The 19,744-nt window shown below is 46.8% G+C and carries 18 protein-coding genes; 6 read left to right on the forward strand and 12 right to left on the reverse strand.

From position 1 onward, the window contains the following. Positions 1 to 459: 459 nt before the first annotated feature. From LA360_RS14030 to LA360_RS14040, 3 genes are all read right to left on the reverse strand, one after another. Positions 460 to 1,344 (reverse strand): carbohydrate ABC transporter permease, encoded by an 885-nt coding sequence (locus tag LA360_RS14030; protein ID WP_112482075.1) that lies wholly within the window; start codon positions 1,342 to 1,344, stop codon positions 460 to 462. 13 nt (positions 1,345 to 1,357) lie between these two features. Then, on the reverse strand, positions 1,358 to 2,308 hold the full coding sequence (locus tag LA360_RS14035) for a carbohydrate ABC transporter permease (RefSeq protein WP_002584883.1): 951 nt from the start codon (positions 2,306 to 2,308) through the stop codon (positions 1,358 to 1,360). Between the two features lie 140 nt (positions 2,309 to 2,448). After that, positions 2,449 to 3,756, reverse strand: coding sequence for an ABC transporter substrate-binding protein (locus LA360_RS14040; RefSeq protein WP_112482076.1), 1,308 nt, complete (start codon positions 3,754 to 3,756; stop codon positions 2,449 to 2,451). Positions 3,757 to 4,660: 904 nt separating this feature from the next. Between LA360_RS14040 and LA360_RS14045 the strand changes: the two genes are divergently transcribed. From LA360_RS14045 to LA360_RS14060, 4 genes are all read left to right on the forward strand, one after another. Then, positions 4,661 to 4,855 carry a beta/alpha barrel domain-containing protein gene (locus LA360_RS14045; RefSeq protein WP_242858029.1) on the forward strand — a complete coding sequence of 65 codons (195 nt, stop codon included), beginning with the start codon at positions 4,661 to 4,663 and terminating at the stop codon, positions 4,853 to 4,855. Positions 4,856 to 4,986: 131 nt separating this feature from the next. Then, positions 4,987 to 5,634 (forward strand): GDSL-type esterase/lipase family protein, encoded by a 648-nt coding sequence (locus LA360_RS14050; RefSeq protein ID WP_057573227.1) that lies wholly within the window; start codon positions 4,987 to 4,989, stop codon positions 5,632 to 5,634. Positions 5,635 to 5,995: 361 nt separating this feature from the next. After that, positions 5,996 to 7,402, forward strand: coding sequence for an IS1380 family transposase (locus tag LA360_RS14055; RefSeq protein ID WP_225537770.1), 1,407 nt, complete (start codon positions 5,996 to 5,998; stop codon positions 7,400 to 7,402). Positions 7,403 to 7,641: 239 nt separating this feature from the next. Next, complete coding sequence (locus tag LA360_RS14060; protein ID WP_002583244.1) at positions 7,642 to 7,917, forward strand: hypothetical protein; 276 nt, start codon at positions 7,642 to 7,644, stop codon at positions 7,915 to 7,917. Here the strand turns inward: LA360_RS14060 and LA360_RS14065 are convergent. From LA360_RS14065 to LA360_RS14105, 9 genes are all read right to left on the reverse strand, one after another. Next, positions 7,914 to 8,126: a hypothetical protein gene (locus LA360_RS14065; RefSeq protein WP_002583243.1), complete on the reverse strand. Its 213-nt coding sequence runs from the start codon at positions 8,124 to 8,126 to the stop codon at positions 7,914 to 7,916. The genes LA360_RS14060 and LA360_RS14065 overlap by 4 nt on opposite strands. A gap of 45 nt (positions 8,127 to 8,171) precedes the next feature. Then, the gene (locus tag LA360_RS14070; protein ID WP_173876956.1) at positions 8,172 to 9,377 is read right to left on the reverse strand and encodes an IS256 family transposase; all 1,206 of its coding nucleotides are present in this window, start codon (positions 9,375 to 9,377) and stop codon (positions 8,172 to 8,174) included. 269 nt (positions 9,378 to 9,646) lie between these two features. After that, the gene (locus LA360_RS14075) at positions 9,647 to 11,677 is read right to left on the reverse strand and encodes an ATP-binding protein (RefSeq protein ID WP_112482077.1); all 2,031 of its coding nucleotides are present in this window, start codon (positions 11,675 to 11,677) and stop codon (positions 9,647 to 9,649) included. A 319-nt stretch (positions 11,678 to 11,996) separates the two neighbouring features. Next, complete coding sequence (locus LA360_RS14080) at positions 11,997 to 13,676, reverse strand: recombinase family protein (protein ID WP_112482079.1); 1,680 nt, start codon at positions 13,674 to 13,676, stop codon at positions 11,997 to 11,999. Between the two features lie 104 nt (positions 13,677 to 13,780). After that, positions 13,781 to 13,957, reverse strand: a complete 177-nt coding sequence (locus tag LA360_RS14085; RefSeq protein WP_166433705.1) for a hypothetical protein — start codon at positions 13,955 to 13,957, stop codon at positions 13,781 to 13,783. Further along, positions 13,947 to 14,927, reverse strand: a complete 981-nt coding sequence (gene mobV, locus LA360_RS14090; RefSeq protein WP_112482081.1) for a MobV family relaxase — start codon at positions 14,925 to 14,927, stop codon at positions 13,947 to 13,949. The genes LA360_RS14085 and mobV overlap by 11 nt, the downstream gene beginning before the upstream one ends. After that, positions 14,924 to 15,091 (reverse strand): LLM class flavin-dependent oxidoreductase, encoded by a 168-nt coding sequence (locus LA360_RS14095; protein WP_330411277.1) that lies wholly within the window; start codon positions 15,089 to 15,091, stop codon positions 14,924 to 14,926. The genes mobV and LA360_RS14095 overlap by 4 nt, the downstream gene beginning before the upstream one ends. 444 nt (positions 15,092 to 15,535) lie before the next feature. Next, the gene (locus tag LA360_RS14100) at positions 15,536 to 16,915 is read right to left on the reverse strand and encodes a DNA primase family protein (RefSeq protein WP_112482083.1); all 1,380 of its coding nucleotides are present in this window, start codon (positions 16,913 to 16,915) and stop codon (positions 15,536 to 15,538) included. Next, positions 16,893 to 17,513: a CHC2 zinc finger domain-containing protein gene (locus tag LA360_RS14105; RefSeq protein ID WP_112482085.1), complete on the reverse strand. Its 621-nt coding sequence runs from the start codon at positions 17,511 to 17,513 to the stop codon at positions 16,893 to 16,895. The genes LA360_RS14100 and LA360_RS14105 overlap by 23 nt, the downstream gene beginning before the upstream one ends. A 217-nt stretch (positions 17,514 to 17,730) precedes the next feature. Between LA360_RS14105 and LA360_RS14110 the strand changes: the two genes are divergently transcribed. After that, a complete protein-coding gene (locus LA360_RS14110) occupies positions 17,731 to 18,582 on the forward strand; it encodes a sigma-70 family RNA polymerase sigma factor (RefSeq protein WP_112482086.1) in 852 nt (283 codons plus the stop codon). Positions 18,583 to 18,613: 31 nt separating this feature from the next. After that, positions 18,614 to 19,525, forward strand: coding sequence for a recombination protein NinG (locus tag LA360_RS14115; RefSeq protein WP_112482088.1), 912 nt, complete (start codon positions 18,614 to 18,616; stop codon positions 19,523 to 19,525). Positions 19,526 to 19,744 lie beyond the last annotated feature (219 nt).

The following is a 19,744-nucleotide window of genomic DNA, read 5'->3' on the forward strand; positions in this document are numbered from 1 at the left end:
TGGCTGCCATGCATCCATATGCAGTATACTTCGCTAAAAGGCTGGGGAAATTGAAAGTCCATATATAACGGCTACCCGGACGCGCCTTTGTTCAACCAGGAAAAATCGAAACTGATGCAAACGAAAGGGCAGGTATCGAAATATCAAAGCTGCTTTTTCGTTTGCACCACCTTCGATTCTTTCCTTAACGATTTGTTTCTATATATAACATATTCTCACATAACTTGCACAAGAAATACTGGACACTGCCCAACCATGACTTTTTCCATATCTGCCACTGCTTCCTTCTCCTCTTTCGGCCCTGCCCCTATCAAAATAGACCAGCACTTAAAAGGCCATATTCTTTTGTAACTTTTATCACCAGCAAATAGTTACCCTTACCAGATATCACTGAGATGGAAATAAAGCTCAAAATTATCCTTGATGTATGCTCTCCTCTCTGTATCTATCAAGGAACATCTATCCCTTGACCGCCCCCATAGTAATCCCTTGGGTGAAATACTTCTGGAAGCAAAGGAACACAATAATGATAGGAACAGAAGCCAAGGCAGCTCCTGCCATAATAAGTCCAAAGTCATTGGACATCTCGCTCAGCTTGCTGGCAATACCCAGGGCAATGGTCTTGGACTCATTCTGGGTCAGCATGACCAGCTGCAGAGGATACTCATTCCAGGAATTGATAAAGGTAAAGATTGCCAAGGCGCCGAATCCCGGTCTGATAATGGGGAACGCCACATTTATAAAGGTTGTCAGTTCACCGGCGCCGTCAATGCGGGCAGCTTCCAGCAGGGAAACAGGAATATTCTCAGAAAACTGTTTCATCATGAACACGCCAAAGGGCCAGCCCACCACGGGACAGATCACTGCAAACATGGAGCCCCACACAGAGTGGATCAATCCCAGATCCGACATTTCCTTCATCAACGGAATAAGGATAACCTGTTTGGGAAGCGCCATGGCGCACACGAAAAGGCTGAATATCAGTTTTTTGCCCCAGAAGCGTTTCTTTGCCAGGACATAGCCTGCCAGGGATGCGGTAATACAGGTAAGTATCATGGCTGTTGCCGAGATAAACACGCTATTGAACAGCCACCGGAGCGCCATAGGCATGCCTATGCCAAACAGCTCTGTCTTGCTCTTAAACAGCCTGGCAAAGTTGTCCCAGGAAACAGTGGTGGGGATCCATTTGACCATCTCACCCGACTTGATGATGATATCGCTCTTTTCCTTTACAGATCCGGTGACGATCCAATAAAGGGGAAAGAGGAAAAACACAGCCAGGAACGCAAGGATGATAACCGTGACCACATAGTAAGGAGATAATATTTTCTTTTTGCCTGTCATATGTTCCGTCCTCCTATTCTGTTGTTCCGCCGTTCATGACCTTAAACTGCAGGGCACTGAACAGAGCGATCACGATTGCCAGGATGACACCCATTGCATCGGCATAGCCAAATTCCTTGGTTGTCTTGAACGCAATCTCATATAATAGGTACATAACCGTGCTGGTGCTGTAATTAGGCCCGCCGGAGGTCAGCAGCTGAATCAGGGCAAAGCACTGAAAGCTGTTGATGGTAGTGATGACAGCCACATACAGCGTGGTGGGCATGATGGATGGCCACTTGATGCGCCAGAATACCTGGAAGCTGTTGGCGCCGTCAACTTTGGCAGCCTCCTCCAGGGAACTGTCCACATTGCCCAGGGCAGCTACATATAGGACAATGGGCTGGCCAATGGAGGTAGTGAACAGGATCAGGATGATACACCACAAAGCCATGGATTCGCTGGCGGTCCAGGGTAGAGGCTGGCCCCCAAAGCTCCTGATCACATAATTGAGAAGACCGTCATATTTGTCAAACATCCACTTCCAGACCACAACAACCGCTACCGAACCAGTGACTACCGGCAGGTAAAAGACGCAGCGGAAAAATGAACGGATACCGGAACGCATTCTGTAGATAGAGGATCCTACCCATAGGGAGAATGCAGTGACGGCGGGAACTGAGACTGCCACGATGATCACGGTGTTGACAGCCGATTTCAGGAATATCTTATCTTTAAAAAGACGGATGTAATTCTCTAAACCCACGAACGTTCCTTTGGGATCCGCAAAGCTGGCATTGGTAAAGCTGGTAATAACCCCCATTGTCATAGGAGTAATGACAAATCCCACAAAGAAACACAACGCCGGAAGCAGGAACAGATATGAGACCATGGTCTCCCTGCGCTGAAGGACCATACTGCGCGCCGGCGCCTTTTCCTTCCCGGGCCTTCTTTCCTTTTGCTTGGAAACAGTTGTTTTTTCCATATTCTTTCATTCCTCTCTAAAGATTGGTTCAAAATCTCCGTTCTGAACAGATGCAAGAAACATCCCATCCAAACATGCTCTGAAAGCAGATTCCCTCCCCCCGCACCCGGCAGAGGAAGGGAGTCCATGGTATATTTCAGTTAGTTGCTGTTTGCAGATGCGTTAAACTCATCTGCTGCTGCCTGTGGGTCGGTACCGTTAAATACCTGCTGCAGCATGTTGAACCACAGAGGACGCATAGCGGCAAATCCGGCGCGTGTGTTGTAATATGGGCCATAGTACTGGCTCCAGGAAGCCAGCATAGCTTTGTGCTCGTCTCCGGGATATAAATCTCCAAAGGAGGTGCGGACCGGGAATGCATTGGTCTTAACCACGCTCTTTGGTCCCCATTCAGGATCATCACAGATAAATTTAATAAACTCTTTGGCCGCGGCTGCGCGGGCATCTGATTTATTGTCAAATACACAAAAACCGTTTACCAGGTATTCCAGAGAAGGCTTGCCGTCCTCGGATGGGAATGGCACTGCGAGCTGGGTATAATCTTCAGACGCGTAGGTAATCTCTGCGGATGTGCCAAAGCAGAAGGTCATGGCGCAGGTCTCCTGCTGGAACTTCTGCAGTTCATCGGCGGCTGCCATATCAAATCCAGCGTCAATGGACTTGTTATCGTACATTTCCTTTAAAAGGGCAAGGGCCTTAACGCCGTTTGCGTCAATGTTCCACTTTCCGTCAGAACCTACGATGGAAGAACCGTATAAGTTGTTCACCAACGCACGGGTACCCTGGTCGCCGCCCTGTCCGCCGCAGTATACAATACCCGGAACCTGAGTGGGAGCTGCATCCCGAAGGGCTTCACACATCTTAACAAAGTTTTCCGTTGTCCAGGTACGGTCGCCTTCCAGGTTCACGTACTGAAGCGCATCTGCCTTCTCCAGCGCTTCCTTATTTAGACCCATATAGAATGGAGAGGAAGAAATCGGATACATCCAGGCTGTGCCGTCCGCGCCCACGCAGGTTTCCACAAGTGACTGGCTGGTAAGGTCGCTCTTAAGGTCACCCAGCATGTCATCCAGGGAAACCAGGTATCCTGCCTCGCCAAACTCAATGATACGGCCTGGGGCATCAAAAAGGATATCGGGCGCAGTGTCTGAGGTAAGGGCTGCTGTCAGTTTATCCGGTCCGGATGTAAAGTCCAAGTATTCAACCTTAACTTTTATGTCGGAATGAGAGGTGTTAAATGCGTCAACCACCTCCTGCTCATAACCAGTGTCTACACCAAATGTAGGGAATGCCCACCATGTAATCTCCGTCACTGCTGCGCTAGATTCTTCTGTCGATTCCATAGCTGACTCTGTCACAGTAGTCTCTGCCGTTTTGTCTCCACTACAACCAGACAGTACTCCAACCGCTAATGCTGTTGCTAAACCAAGAGCTAAATTTTTTTTCATGACTTCTCCTCCTTGAAAATATTTTATATCAGGTAATCGCGAGACTCGGAATACCATAAATTCTCCGCCTTTTGGAACCGTCTTTCTATCTCTCCCCCTTGCCAATCCTTGAATTTACATATTCTCTCTTTACAAAATTTTTGCTCCATATATTCAAGCCAAGTTTTTCTATACAACATGCACAAACTCCAATCAGGTCAGCCTCGCAATATCCTAAATATGTTATATATTTATATAATATATAAAAGATATTTTTTGTCAATATTTCTTTTTAAAAAGAAATTTTTTTCTATTTTCCAAAGAAATTTAAAAGTAAATTCTGCCCCCCTAAGCTTATATTTCATTCCAATTTTATAAATTACTTACTTCTGATCAATCTTATCTCTGTATCGTTATGGGAATCATGATTTTCATTATGAAATTTAAACATTTAATCCGGGATGACAAAAAGTCATCCCGGATGGATTTAAAAACTATCTGTCTAGGACAAACATTGAACACTCTATCAGCAAAGACTTATCTGCGTCTCACCTCATACTTGGGAAAACACACTTTCCACTAATCAGGTATTTCAGTATAGACAACTTTTCTCTGCGAAGGCAGGTATCTATACTCGAAAGAAAAAACGCAAACAAAGGAACCTTAAAAGATTTTTACTTTTTATTGTTTTTTCGGATGGCAGGTGATATAATGCAGCCATGATACCGGAGACAATTGAATTTAAAAAGTTGGAAAAATATTATACCAAAGTATGATGTGCTGTTCCATGTGTATATTACTGTATGGGCGAAGAAAGCGTATTCCGGCACCGTACCAAGAGCACATAGGCAGTTGACCTTCCATTTTCCATTATAATATCCCACAGCTCACAGGCTTTCACCTTTCCATGAGTCTGTTCAGGCGTATGCTGGAGAATGAAAAAGTGGCCGGCATTAAATGTTCTTCCGCCCCGGCCCAGGACATCCTGCGCTTTAAGCTGACCGGTGGAAAGGATTTTCTCATATTCAACGGACCAGACGAATATTTTATCGTAGGCCGTCTCACGGGCGTTGGTGCAGGGCTCGGCGGCACCTACGGCGCCACGATTAAATTATATTAAAAGATAGACAACCCAGCTAACTAGGGCAAATGGGAGAAGGCGCAGATGGTGTAGAATCTTATGGCCCTGTCTCATGATATCAAGCAGGCCGAAGCAGATACAAAAAGTCTCTAAATCCAGGAGGTACGCTGATGAAAAAAAAACATATTGTATGCTTTGGAGATTCCAACACCCACGGTTACCGCGCTTCAAACGACAGCCGCTATGATGAGCAGGAGCGTTGGACCTGTCTTTTGCAGAAACAGCTTGGAGACGATTATCTGATTATAGAGGAGGGGCTGTCTGGCCGGACCACCTGTTTCCCTGATCCTATTCACGAGGGACTATCTGGCCTAGACTATATCTATCCCTGTCTCATGAGCCACGAGCCGGTAGACCTGTTGGTCATCATGCTGGGGACAAACGATACCAAAGAGCGTTTTGGCGCCTCTGCCACATGCATCGCCTTGGGCCTAAAGCGCCTGATTGCTAAAGCAGCTTCCATTTCTGATGCATGGCATATGGGAAAGCCCAACATCCTGGTGGTCACACCCAAGTCTATTGACAAACGCTATGTGACCACTCCGGTTGGAAAAACCATGGGAATAGGTTGTGCTGAGAAATCAGAATGTCTTGCCGAAGAATTTGAAGGAATCGCCTCCCTAATGGGATGCCATTATCTGGATGCCAATGCCGTGGTAACGGAACAGAACCACTATGACTATATGCATCTGACAAAAGAGGGGCACCAGGAACTCGCCAATGCGCTGTCAAAGGTTATACGCTCCTTATTTATCTAGGCTTTAGGTGTTTGATAAACGCCGGAACCCATTAGTTTTACGTTGATAAGGAAGTATTCACAACAACTTATCATCAACGCTGACAAACAGGGTGCAATTAAAAACAGAGAATTGATTGCTTTCAAAAATAATCAATTCTCTGTTTTCAACTACATTCCTCTATGAAAGCTGAAAGTGTTCCTGATTTGCAAAAATCTAACAGACTTCACGATAAGCATATTACTGTATCTTTTGTTATAGAATTTCTGTTTTATTATATTCCTTAATCCGTGGAGTTTAATTATTATTTCATGCTGCAATCACTTTGTTTATGCGGTCTGTCGATACTTTTAAAAATATTAACAATATCACCCATTTGGTGATGTTTTCTGATACAATATTCCATAAGAAAACTATGGAGGCAGTCATCATGAAAAAGATAAAAATTGAGTTTACCAATGAGCGGCTCATCCCAGCCAGCGGCCTTGCAGTTGTCGGTGCCATTCTCGGCAAAAGCGACTTCGTAAAGCGGTGCAACCGTATGGATGTCACCCCAAACCGTTCACAGCACCAGATCAAGAACGGGGATGTCCTGCTCACTTATATCGGACTTCTCACCATGGGGAAACCTGCTTATGAGTCCGTCCATGAGTTTGATGACGACCCGGATTTTTACAAATACGCACTTGGCATTGTCAGAAGCATCCCTTCTGAGGAGACGCTGCGCCAGCGGATGGATGACATTGGCTCATCCATGCGTTCTTATATCCTTGCGGAAAACATCAAGATGCTCAGGGATAATGGCATTGTACCGGGAAAACTCCCGAACGGTTATGTGCCTGTGGATATTGATGTCACGCCCTTTGATAATTCCAAGACCAAAAAGCAGGGTGTCTCCAGAACTTATAAGGGATGTGACGGCTATTCGCCGATAATGGCATATATTGGAACGGAGGGCTATCTGGTCAACTGTGAACTCCGGGAAGGAAAACAGCATTGCCAGAAGCATACCCCTGAGTTTTTACGGGAAACCATCCGTATGTGCAGGGAGATTACGGATGAACCGCTCCTGATCCGCCTTGATTCAGGAAACGATGCCGCAGAGAATATCGGTATCCTGGTGGAAGCGGGCTGTTATTTCGTCATAAAACGCAACCTCCGCAGGGAAAGCAAAGAGGACTGGCTGCAGATGGCACAGGAATACAGCCAAGATATCGAAACTCCCCGTGAAGGGAAAACCGTCTATATCGGCAGCGACTGGAAACCGGTTTCCTATAAAACAGCGGATGATGCGGAAAAAACCATCACCGTCCGTGCCGGGTACGAGATCATAAACCGTACCATTGATAAATATGGCCAGTTCCTTCTGGAAGGCGACATTGAAGTCAATACCTGGTGGACAAACCTTGGAATGACGGACCGCGAAGTCATAGGACTCTGCCATGCCCACGGCGAATGTGAGCAGTTCCATAGCGAGATCAAGACCGATATGGATATGGAGCGGCTGCCATCCGGCAAATTTGAGACCAATGAGCTGGTACTGGAACTGGCAATCCTGGCCTATAACATTCTGCGGATGATCGGACAGGAAAGCATCGGCAGGAAGGGCACAGAGACAAAACATAAAGTCAGGCGCAGAAGGCTGCGCACGGTGATTGGTAATATGATCATGATGGCAGGTCACGTTACAGAGCATGCCCGGCAGTTGTTGTTAGGCCTTGGCCGAAGTAATACATGGCGGTATGCTTTTGCGCAGGTGTATACAGCATTTGCGGATTTCCGGTCATAAATGTCATCCTGCCAGGTAGCCTTTGAGAAACCAAGGGGAAAGCATGCCCTTTTGAAAGGGAGAGTATGAAAAAAAGTCTGTAAATTGAGATCTTCTATGATAAGTTAATGAGAAAGGTAGGTGGATGTCGTGACCACCTACCTTTACTATACGGATGCTTTTGGATTCTGTCAAGATGTATTGGAAAATCCCATCAAATTATGGTACACTTCTTACAGGAAAACATCAGGAGGTGTGCCATGAAGCTAAAAACAGACGATCCCTTTGTACCTGAAGATATCAGGGCAAAGATCAATGGACTGCAGTCCCTGCTGGATCATGCAGCCGACTTATACAGTGATATCTATAGCTGGTATGACAGTGAACTGAAATCCTATGACCCGAAAGCCACCGCAGACGATGAACTGTTTGACCCTGGCACAGGGACTGTTGTGGAGGGGATCGATTACCTGTCTATCATGGAATCCCTGTCAGAGCTGCAGACAGCCAACGAATGTAAAATGCAGAGGGATTAACCTTGTGTCCCATCGGCCTGGCCTCTGGCGATGTCTTCCCGTATCAGGGCCTTGATGGCCCCTTGGACGGAAGTGTCCCTGCCATATTTGTGCTGTCTGACCCAGGCCAGGATATCTGCATCTGTCTTCATATTCAGTTTTAACTTCACCTGTACAGTATTATAGCTGTCGTACCTGTCCTGAGCATCGTATTTTGAAAATCCATACATGGAAAGCTCCTTTCCGGATAGGTGTACACCTATGCCTGTGCGCTCTTATTCCGGCAGTCTGCCTTCGTACATAATGGACAGTTCCCCATAGACCTGCCCCCAGTTGCGGATGGGCATGGTCCACTTCTTCGTCGCCTCGAACGTGGCCAGGTACAGAGCCTTTAAGAGCGCCGTGCTGCCCGGGAACACGCTCCGCTGGCGGTTGAGCTTCCGGTAGGTAGAGTTGAGGCTCTCGATCGCGTTGGTAGTATAGATCACCTTCCTGACCTCCATGGAAAACTTGAAGATGGGGGATACCACATCCCAGTTGTCATGCCAGCGTTTCATTGAGTTGGGGTACTTTGGCGTCCACTTTTCCGTCACCTTCTCCAGCGCCTCCAGCGCCTTTTCCTCGTTTGCGGCATGGTAGATGGTTTTCAGGTCCGTGGCAAATGCTTTCCGGTCCTTGTCGGAGACGTATTTCAGCGTGTTCCGTACCATATGTACGATGCAGCGCTGCTGCTCCGTCTTCGGGAATGCCGCCGTTATGGCTTCCTTAATGCCCGTGAGCCCGTCCGAGCAGAGAATGAGGATATCCTTCACACCGCGGTTCTTCAACTCGTTCAGAACGCAGAGCCAGTACTTGGAGCTTTCATTCTCCCCGATCTGTATGCTCAGGACTTCCTTTTTACCTTCCAGCGTAAGGCCGAGGATGACATAGGCGGCAAGCTTGCGGATTACCCCGTCCTCCCGCACGGAATAATGGATTGCGTCGATGTAGACCACGGGATAGACTTCCTCCAGCGGGCGGTTCTGCCAGTCTTCAATCTGCGGCAGTATCTTGTCCGTCACGTCCGAGATGAACCCTTCCGAAGCCTCAAAACCATAAATGTCCATCAAGGTATCCGAGATTTGGCGGGTTGTCATGCCTTTTGCATACATGGATATGATCTTCTGGTCAATGCCGGAAATGTCCTTCTGGCGCTTTCTTACCACCTGGGGTTCAAACGTGGACTTCCTGTCCTGGGGCACCTGGATGTCCATGCTCCCGAAGCTGCTGTTGATCCGCTTGGGCTTGTAGCCATTGCGGTAATCATCCGAATCCGACCGTTCTGACCTCCCATAGCCGAGATGCTCATCCATCTCCGCTTCCATCATCTCCTTCAGGGTGCTCCCCAGCAGGTCTTTGAGGGCTTCCTGGATATCCTCCGCAGTCTGGATGTCATACTCTTCCAGGAGCTGATGGACGATGTTCCTTTTCCCCTCCGTCATGACTACTTTGTGTACGGGCTGTTTTTCTCTTCTTGCCATAATAATAGGCCTCCTTATGATAATAGATTTTATCATAGAAGACCTAATGCTTAATAGCTATTTACAGAAAAACTTTCATACTCTCTTGAAAGGATTTCTAGTGTTCCTAACCGTCATTTGGAACCAAAATCAATCCAGATACATTAAAATACTGTCTTTGAAGAACTATTTATCAAGAATAAGCCAATCCGATTTGGGATTAGCATCATAAAACAACCAGTTTCACGGATTCAGGTATTACACAGTATTACTGCACCAGTCGCAATACCAGTCAATGCATCAACCTTTTCTCTTCCATCAGTGTCACCCACTTGTTTTTGTAACTCTGCTGCTACCATTTCTTTATCGTATTTCAGTCTTTCTAACATTGGCTTATGCCTAAACTCAAAGTTTCTAAATATATCATCCCAAGTAAACGCATACACCTCATATTTTTCTGATTTGGATACCAATCCAATTTTTCCTTTATCCTCGAATACTTTGTATTGACTTTTAATGTATTCATCAATTTCCTTGCAGACAGCTATAAATTTCCATTTACGAAATTCACTATTAAATTGTGGCTGTCTTCTTACAAAATCCATATAATCTTCTATCTGCCTCAAAACTTTCTTCGTCAATGGTACTTTAGGTGCTTTTAGTTCTACTACGATGTTTTCGTCTAGTACCGTTTCAAACGTGTTTTCAACCGTTCGTGTATTACACATAAAAATATCCATACGACGCTCATTCTCAATGTCTGGTTCTAATGAGGCCTTAATATTTTCCTCACCATACAAAATATTTGTATATTGCTGCAATGCCTTTTGCATTCTTTGATCAGCACTGGCCAAATTATATTGCTCTCCAAATAGCCAAAACTGTCTCTCCACTATTTTTTGTATATGGTCACGCTCATTTGCAAACTGTGTTAAATCATATACAATACTTTTTAATAATTCTATCACTTTATAACGTTCTTCAATGAATTTAATTGTTTCAATAATATTTTCCAAAGAAGTTTTTTTCAATATCTGTGAAAAATCATGTCTTTGTTGTGGAGATAGTTCTACCAACTGTTCAATTATCCCCAATACATTTTCCCGTTCTTCAGAACTCAACAATAAATTAAGAAAAGCTAGTAGTGACTTCTCCTGAACCGGTTTTAATTTATAAAATATTTGCGGTTCTAATTTATATATCTCAGTCGTAACTTTTTTTAAATCTTTTTTTCGCATTTGCCCGTAGATATCATCAGTAAATTGAGGAAATGTCTTTTTAACATTTAACATTTTCTCTACTTCGGCATCTGCTTTTTCGGTTAAATACACTCCTATCGTTTTTTCTATAAAATTCTGAATAGACCTTCGTAATGCTTTTAATATCTTCTTTTCTTCTTGGGAATCAAATAGGCCTATTTGATCATCATCTTGATTCGTTGTAACGTCTTCCTTATCATCAAAAAATTCTGATTTTACAAATACACTATGGTTAAAATCAATAGTATTCCGATTAAAAGTTGTTGTTTCCCTACCTTTTAGCGCATCTGCACTATCGAAGTAATAGCAGCAAAATTTTTCTTTTATAGCTTCTTGCCAAACAACCAAATTTATTTCAAAACGATAACCTTCTATCGTAACTAAAGATTTACTACTTAAATCAGTATTTATATATTTTTTGTAATCAATTTCTTTATCATTAACTACTATGCTAACATTCTTATTTTTAAATAAGTATAAAAACCACGCAAACTCTTTCAACAAGAAAGGCTCAAGCACTTCAAAACTCATGTTCTCTACAGTCAATGATGTAATATTATTAAATTTTACTTTCGTTCCACATATTTCATTTTTAACTATTTGAGGATCGGTACAATCAACAACTTCTTTTTTGTTATTGGACATCTGTATACTATATTCTTTGTAACTCGCTCCATCTTTATAAATAGTAGACCATTCTACATTATTAGCAAATGCTGTAAATGAAAAACGCCCTTTACCTTTATTGGCTTTTGCCTTCATTTTCAATGATAACAAGTTTTTCTTAGAAGCCAAAAATGCACCAAATGTTTCAGATAAATCATCATAATTAATTCCATCGCCATTATCTTTTATAATTAGCTCATCAATGCCAAAAGCAACATTAGGACTATATCTTACACTCACTGTTGTCGCATGTGCCTCAAATCCATTCCATATATATTCACAGATAGCTTCCTTATAATCATTTGTTATTCCAGAAGTTTCAATACTCTGATTTTTTACACTTAAAGGAATAATCATAACGCTCTATCTCCTCTCATTCTGACTTATTTTCATCATATCACATTCATATTCCTTTTTCTATCTAAAATCAAATAGATAATGTGCTTTCAAATGACTTTATAATCGTTTTGCCGCAGAGTATATCTTTTGCCAGATAGTATCCACTTTTGCCAAATAGTATGGGTTTTGCCGGATTGTATCTTTTGCCCGACAAAACCCTCATTTTCAAACTCTCTGGCATTATCCCCGTCCCCACTTCCGGGGAAACTTATCCATCTCACCATCCACAAAAACACAACTCCATTTCCCGCTAAAAATCCCGCAAACCCGCCTAGAATCAAGGTTTCCGCACGAGCAACGTGACGGTCTCAACTTGCTGTTCATTGTCCAAACTGATATTCATATCTTCCTCTATGATAGGCAGCCGAAACTTGATGGATTTCAGCCACTGTCCATTGGGCTGACGCTCCGGGTAAATCTGAATTTCAGAGATCAGTTCCTCAATCAGCTGCCGTTTCTCTCTGTCGTTCATCTTTCCATAGAGCTGATCGAAGTAAATCAAAACCTTGTAGATATTATCGCCGGTCAGCTTTTCTGCTTCAATAGCCTGTTTCTTGGCTCTGGCTGCAATCAGCAGGGATTCCAATTCTTCAATCTTATCATACATCCCATAGAGCCGATCATCAAGGTCAGATTTCCGTCTGCGGTAATGCCGGTCGTCTGGGTCAAGAGAGTCGGTTTCTTCAATTAGCTTGGATTTGGTGGAATAAGCCTGACGAAGCTGCTTTTCATAGTTGCTGATTTCCTGCTCAATCGCCGTGGTATCGACTTTCATGTTGATCTTTTCCTGCATCATCGCTGCAAATCTGGGATTGCTGACCAGCTTGCAGATTACCTCCGCCACAGCATCGTCCAGCAGCTCTTTCCGAATTTGCTTCTTGTAATCGCATTTATGCCCACGGGTCATAGAGCGATGTTTGCAGCCATAGTAGTAGAAATCCTTGTATTTGCTGCCGTCCGCTTTCCGTTTTACGCACTTATTGCCGTACATTCCAACACCACATACGGGACATTTTACAATGCCGGACAACAGGTGCGTACATTCGTTTTTCCCTTTGTTGACGTGTTCATACCGTTTGGCTTGAGCAGCCAACTTGACCTGTGCTGCCTGCCATACATCTTCCGGGATAATGGCCTCATGCAGACCATCCACCAACAAGAAGTTTTCCTGTTCCACCAAACGGTACTCATTTCTGGTTCCATGCACCTTTTCAGTTTTTCGTCTGCCATAAGCAATCTTGCCGCAGTAAACCGGATTTTTTAGAATCATGCGAATCAGACGGGCATCAAAAAGAGGATTTTTCCCGTTCTGCCGCTGGACTTTGCTGATCCCGTGATTTTCAAGATATTTTGCGATCCCATTTGCGCCGGAATCGGTTGTAACATACTGCTCATAGATGGTGCGAATCGCCGGAGCTTCCTCCTCGTTGATTTTCAGCTTGCCATCCACCAGTTTATAGCCGTAGGGGGCAAAGCCGCCGTTCCACTTGCCCTCTCTGGCCTTTTGGATACGACCTTCCATGGTTTGGACACGGATGTTTTCACGCTCAATTTCCGCCACTGCCGATAGGACGGAAATCATCAGCTTTCCCGCATCTTTAGAGGAATCAATGCCATCCTCCACGCAAATCAGGTTGACGCCAAAATCCTGCATGACCTGTAAGGTGGAAAGGACATCCGCCGCATTTCTACCAAAACGGGACAGCTTGAATACCAGAACAAAGGAAACGCCGTCCTTGCCGGTTTTGATGTCCTCCATCATCTGGTTAAATTGCGTACGGCCTTCAATCGATTTACCGGATTTTCCAGCATCCTCATATTCGTGAGCAATCTCATAATCATTGAATTCTGCAAAGGCTTTCATGCGGGATTTCTGGGCATCCAGCGAGTAGCCGTCAATCTGCATGGCGGTAGACACTCGTGTATAGGTATAAACTTTTATCTTTTCTTTTACCATGGTCCTTCCTCGCTTATACTGCTCAACAGTTCCTTATGTATTTCCAAGGGAAGCATTTCTTCCCTTGAAAAATATGTTTGGACACTTATCTCACGATTATTGTATCATGCTGCTTTTGGCGTTTCAATATTTTCTTTGTAAACATTTTTACCTGTGTTGTGGTTTGAGATTTTATTCTCGGGGAACACCGGATCAGGCAAAGAATCTAAGTCCAGCTCCCCGGCATATTTTTCAATCATATTTGCCAGTAAAACGGCGAAGCCGTTCCACTCATCTATCATAGGCATTTATCCTCCGTCTGTCCGGTTTGTGCATATACTCCGCCAGCACTTCTTTTGGAATGCGATCCAGCACAGCAACGGCGTCAGCATAGTCCCGCCGCAGCTTGGCATCGGCCAGCTGCTTCAAAGTGCTTTCTTGGGTTGCTTTCTCTAGGGAATGCTCCAGTTGAGTGTTCTTCTGTTTCAGCTTTTTGTTCTCCACGGTGGTTTCCGTAAATGCCACCTGATACTTCTTCATGGTGCTGTGCATTTGCTCCACCGCAGGGATATACTTATCCAGCAGAGCTGCAATCTCGGCAGCTCTGCTTTTTGCGTTAAAGGCTCCAATGCCGGACAGCAGCTCCTCCAGCTTGGCTTTTTGCTTGGTCAGTCGGGTCATCTCTTTGAACACTCTGGGCGGGATGTGGTCACGTCCAGTCTGGCTGGCACTTTCCCCACGCTCCAGGTCGGGATATTTTCGCACCATGTGTTCCCAGAATTTGTCCTGCCACTGGGTCAGCTTTTTCTTATTTCCCACGATCTCCTTGGCGCTGAGCCTGCCATCCACAGTCAGCGGGACAAAAGAAAGGTGCATATGGGGCGTTTTCTCGTCCATATGCACCACGGCGGATATGATTGTTTTAGGGGCTTGGTTTTGCTGGATAAATGTCAGCGCCTCTTGAAAATAGGCTCTGATCTCAGATTTTTTCTTTCCCTGAAAGAACTCCGGTGTGGCAGCTACCAGAGCTTCCACGACTCGAACACTGTCTGACCGGGTACGGCAACCGGCTTCTTTGATCTGCCGCTCAGCCTCCGCACGATATTTCTGTTCCGGCTCGATCAGATGGAAATTGTACTTGCTCCTGCTGATGTCCACATCGGGGTTGCTGGCGTATTTCTCTTTGGTTCGCTCGTTGTGGGCTTCAATGTTCCTGATCTCTGGCCCTTTGTACTTGGCAAAGCGGAGAATGGCATACTGCGGCTTGCTCATACTCTGTCACTCCGTTTCTGCCAGATCAGGTCATAGCCCAGCACGTCGGCCAGCTCCACGACCTCCTTGTAGCGAATAGATTCCCGCTGGAGCTTGGCCGACAGGTTGGAAACACTGTCCGACCAGTCGTATTCCTCATGGAGCAGGTCAACTACCTCTTGCATGGTGTATCCCGCCCGGACGATCTGCGCCTTAATCTCGCTGCGTACCGTCATAATCAAAAATCCTCCTAAATTTACTTGATAAAAAAGCGAAGCCGGTACGCCCTCAGGCATAGCCGCTTCGCCGTATCGTGAAAAATTCTCTTGTTACCAAATCTGTTCAGAATTGCCGGTGCGATGTCCTGTCCATTACCTGCACCTTCCGACTTTCCCGTTCCGTGTGACTTGGCTCGAAACCGTGCATTTTCCCATAATTCCATGCACCCAGTTCGCTGGTTCGAGAAGCACGGTTTCGCAAAATGATTTCTTCCAACCGTCAAATACTTTCCGATTCTCACTTGCCTTAATTTACCCCCCCAATTTTGCCAGTGATTTTTGATATACAACCGCTGAATCGCTATAAAAGGGGGAACAAGGGTCAATCAAAGCGTACGTACGTACACAGTATCAGCGCCGCCATTCCTCCGGTACATCTTCCGGTACGTACGTACGCATCGAATCGCCTGAAAACACCGACATATTGTTTCTCACCAGCACCTCGATACCCAGAAAGCCGCGCACTCGCCGTCCGGCGGCATTGGTCACATTGTTGCAGTATTCTAGGTTGTAGCGGCTCTGGCAGGCAATCAGGGCTTCGCTGAAGCTGCGGGGTTTCAGGGCGGACAGGTTGTTTTCGGTGCAGTAAATCTGGTATGCCTCGTACAACTCTTTGGAGCTGGCCGACATATCGGCTTTCCGGCGAATATACCCGTCTGAATCCAGAAAATCAAAGATATTGTTGTTATCTCGTTTGACGGCCTCCCGGTTTTCTCTGGTACGCTGGCTCTCGGTGAACTTGAAGTTATTGGCCACCAGCCGCTGCAACCCCTCAAAAGCCCACAGCAGGATGCCCTCCACCTCGGCTTTCATCTTCTCGGCAAGGTCGGGATCATCCACACGGCCAGCCGGTTTTTCTTTCGTGGTCAGTACCAGCTGGCGGCGGTAAAATCCGTCGCTCCGGTCGAACAGCGCCTGCAAATCTCCGTTGGAGAAGGCCAGCAGCCGGGCGCACATCCATCCCTGATAGCTCTGCTTGCCCTTGCGCTCCAAATCCATTTTGCCCTGGGCGGTCACGATGGACTTTACATAGTTGGTCTGTCGCAAGGCTTCCATTCGCATATCGTCATCCACGCACAGGAGGATATGCTCCAAATCCGCACGGGCAAACCGGTTCTCCGATATTTTCCCAATGCTCCCGTCCTTCATATTGGAGCCGAATAAAGCTCCCAACACAGCGCCTATCTGTGACTTGCCCTCGCCGCCGTTGCCTTTAATCACCATCATCCGCTGTCCCTTATTACTGGGAATCAGGCAGTAGCCGATATATTCCTGCAAGGTGGGGATGTCCTCCGGGTAGAGCAGGCCATCCAGAAATTTCAGCCAGAGAACAGGTTTCGGGGCATTGGAGTTGTAGGCCACAGGGAAACGGTTGCGGACAATTTTTGGCTTTCCCTCCACAAAGGTCCCGTCCAGAAAGAGTGTCCCGTTGGAAAGATGAACCCGGTCCGGTTCCGGAGGAAAATCCTCCTCCAGCGCCGCCAGTTTCATCAGTTCCACAATGTTGCTGATTTTGCGGGGAATGTTGCTGACCGCACAGCATTTCAGCTCCTCAAAAATCTCTCCCCGCAGGGGCAGTTCATCGGTCACACGGCCTTCTGGCGTGAAAAAAGCCCCGTTTGTGAAGATGATCTTGTGCGTCTGCAAGAACTCATCACAAAACAGGGCTTCGTTGATGCTTTTTCCATCAAACCAGACGGGCATTCCGTCAGGCTGCTTGTTTTTCTTCATGTGTAACTTCCTCCTTTTCCAATCTCTTTAACCGTTCCTCCAAACCGGCGATCAGGCCATCCTTGTTTAGTATTTCTACGATTTTCACTCGCTGTTCCAGCTCGGCGGCAATGAGCAAATCTGCCAGATACTCCACACAGTCCAGCATCTGGCAGGCTTCTACAAACCGATCATCCAGATTATCTTTCGGTCTCTTAGGTGCGTGCTGTACCTTCCAGCGTTCCAGAAGATGCAGATAATCACACAGCACCCGCAGGCAGCGCACTTCCTCCTGCCGGTATGCTTTCAGCAGAGGACGTTTTGGTCTGGGCAGGGCGATTGCCGCTGGTGGCTTGTCCGGGTCAATCCCGAAGTCATGAGCCAGCTTTTTAGCCGCCTCGTAGCTGCTCAGGCCAAACAACTTTGCCACAAGGTCGATCACGTCGCCGGTAGCCCCACAGCCAAAACAGTAAAAGTACCTCTCGTTCAGCTTCATGCTGGGGTGCCGGTCATCGTGGAAGGGACAACAGGCCATGCCGTTTCGGCTGATTTGCAGCCCATAATAGGCCGCTGCTTCTGGAACACGGACAACTTGTTTTATCAGCTCAAACCATGTCATTACTGCTCACTCCCTTCCGAAAGAAAATCCTGGATGCCGTTTTTTACCATAGAGCCTCTCTTTCTTGCGCTTCCGGCGCAGTCGCTGTATAATGTTTATATGGTTCCAGAAAAAGTAATCGGCTTTCAGATTACCCTTTCACTAATAGGAGAAATCCGGGGTGTAAAACGGAACCATTTTTGAAAAATCACAAAATATTTTTGAAAGAGGTGAGGTCATGGCGTATCTGTCTGATGACGAGCTTCTGGATACCGAGGGTGGCTTCACCGTATGGGACGATGGGACGGGCACTGGTGCGGCGGAGGAAACGCTGGAACAGGCGCTTGTGGAAGAACGTCTGGCCGAACTGGAAAATGAGCTGGAGCAGGACGAGCATCCTATCGACTATGAAGCGGAACTGGAGAACGAGGAAGAAGAAGCCGCCCCGGTCAGCGAAAAGCGCCTAAAGCGGGAAATCCGGGCGGAAGCGGTTCGGCGGTTGGAGGAAGCAGCCCGCACCGAGGAGGATTTCCGAGTTGTCGTAGGAGAATGGGACAAGCTGGATCAGAACCGGGAACGCCGGGAACGGGACCATGAAAACCTTCGTGGTGATGTGCCGCTGGAATATCAGGCGGTGCCGGAACCGAAGCTCATTCCCCGATGGATGAACAACCCCGCATACCGGCAGCTGATGGCCGGGAACTTTCTGGACATCCTGTTTGACTGCCCCTATGAGATGCAGAATCTGACCGCCGACGCCTTTATTTCCCGCATGGTGGAGGAACTGAGTGAGGAACACAAGGAAGTCCTTTATTTTCTCTCTTTGCGGCTGTACAGCACCACCCGGCTTGCCGCTGTTCGTGGGCAGTCTGACCGTAACATTCGCAAGCTGCGGAAAACCATACACAAGAAATTGCAGCGCCAGATGTATGACCATCTGTGCGGCAAGCAGGAGCATGGTAGCGGTTTGACCTTGCGGGAGCGACTGTTTTTGGAGGAATACTCGAAAATTGCAAGGAAACAGGGCAAGGATGCCGTGATCCGGCGGGAGAACAAGACCAAACGCAGAAAAAAGAAAAACCGCCCCTGATAATTGGGACGATTAAGGAGAAAGGGCGTGTATGATGAAAAATTTGTTTGAACAATCCCGTTCCCATTGGGTGCGGTACGATCATTATGAGCTGAAAACAGCGGAAGATGGCAAACGGTACATCACCCCCGGCAAGAGTGCAAAACCGGATGTCTACAATCCGCTGAAAGAGGTCCCGAACATTGTGCTGGACGCGCTGAATGTGGGGATGCTGATGATGGGACGCAAGCCAGAAGCAGAAGTGGAAAAGGCGGTGATGGAATTTGTCACCCGGTACGGCCTGCTGGGGCTGATGACCGCTCTGCCCACCACACCGTCCTTTATGGACTATGAGGCGGTGTACCTGCCGAAAAACCACTTCATCAAGGAAGAATCCATGGCAACAGAAAAATATCTGTCCCTGTTTTACCCCTTTGACCAGTTGGACCTGGTGAAAAAAGGCATTGAATCCTCCTGGAATGTGTCCGGTGACCGGACGATGGTTGCCCTGACCATGACCTTTATGGACGAGCCGATGGCGAAGAACATGAGCTTCCAGCGGGAATATGCGGAACCCTATGACTGGGTTGCCCAGCAGTTCAAGGACTGGGCCTTTACGCTGACCACTGCTATTTTGTACTACAATGACTATGATTCCATCGACGAGGACGCACGGGGGCTGTATCGCAAGTCCATGGCTGCGTTCGGCGGGATCGCCCCCAGTTACCACATCGAGCTGCTGGATAAGCCCACTATTTATTGGGACTTTCACTCCCTGCTGCTGGGTATCCAGATGATGTTCAGCTTCATGCTGGTGGACAATGACCAGCCCCTGCGCCTGTGCAAGCATTGTCAGAAGGTGTTCCTGGGCAGCCGGTCCAACGCCGCTTTTTGCAGCCCACGGTGCAAGAACCAGTATAACGTCTACAAAAGCCGTGAGAAATCCAAAGGGGAAGCAGACTAAAGAGGGAACTGTCGCTGCGGCGGGACGGGAGCTTATATACCTCTGCTTCCTTTTCCGGGCAGGCGGATTTTGCCCTGTGAGCAAATCCCGATTTCGTCCGTGTCCGTACAAAATCCGCCTGTCCTACTGCCGCCGAAAAGTGTCTGCCCGCTGCCCATCTGCCCAAGTCGCAGATGCCGCAGTCAGCCCCTTCCCGGCGTCAGCCGGAAGCAAAGGTAT

Origin of the sequence: Enterocloster clostridioformis, assembly GCF_020297485.1 — a bacterium.
GTDB lineage: Bacteria > Bacillota > Clostridia > Lachnospirales > Lachnospiraceae > Enterocloster > Enterocloster clostridioformis.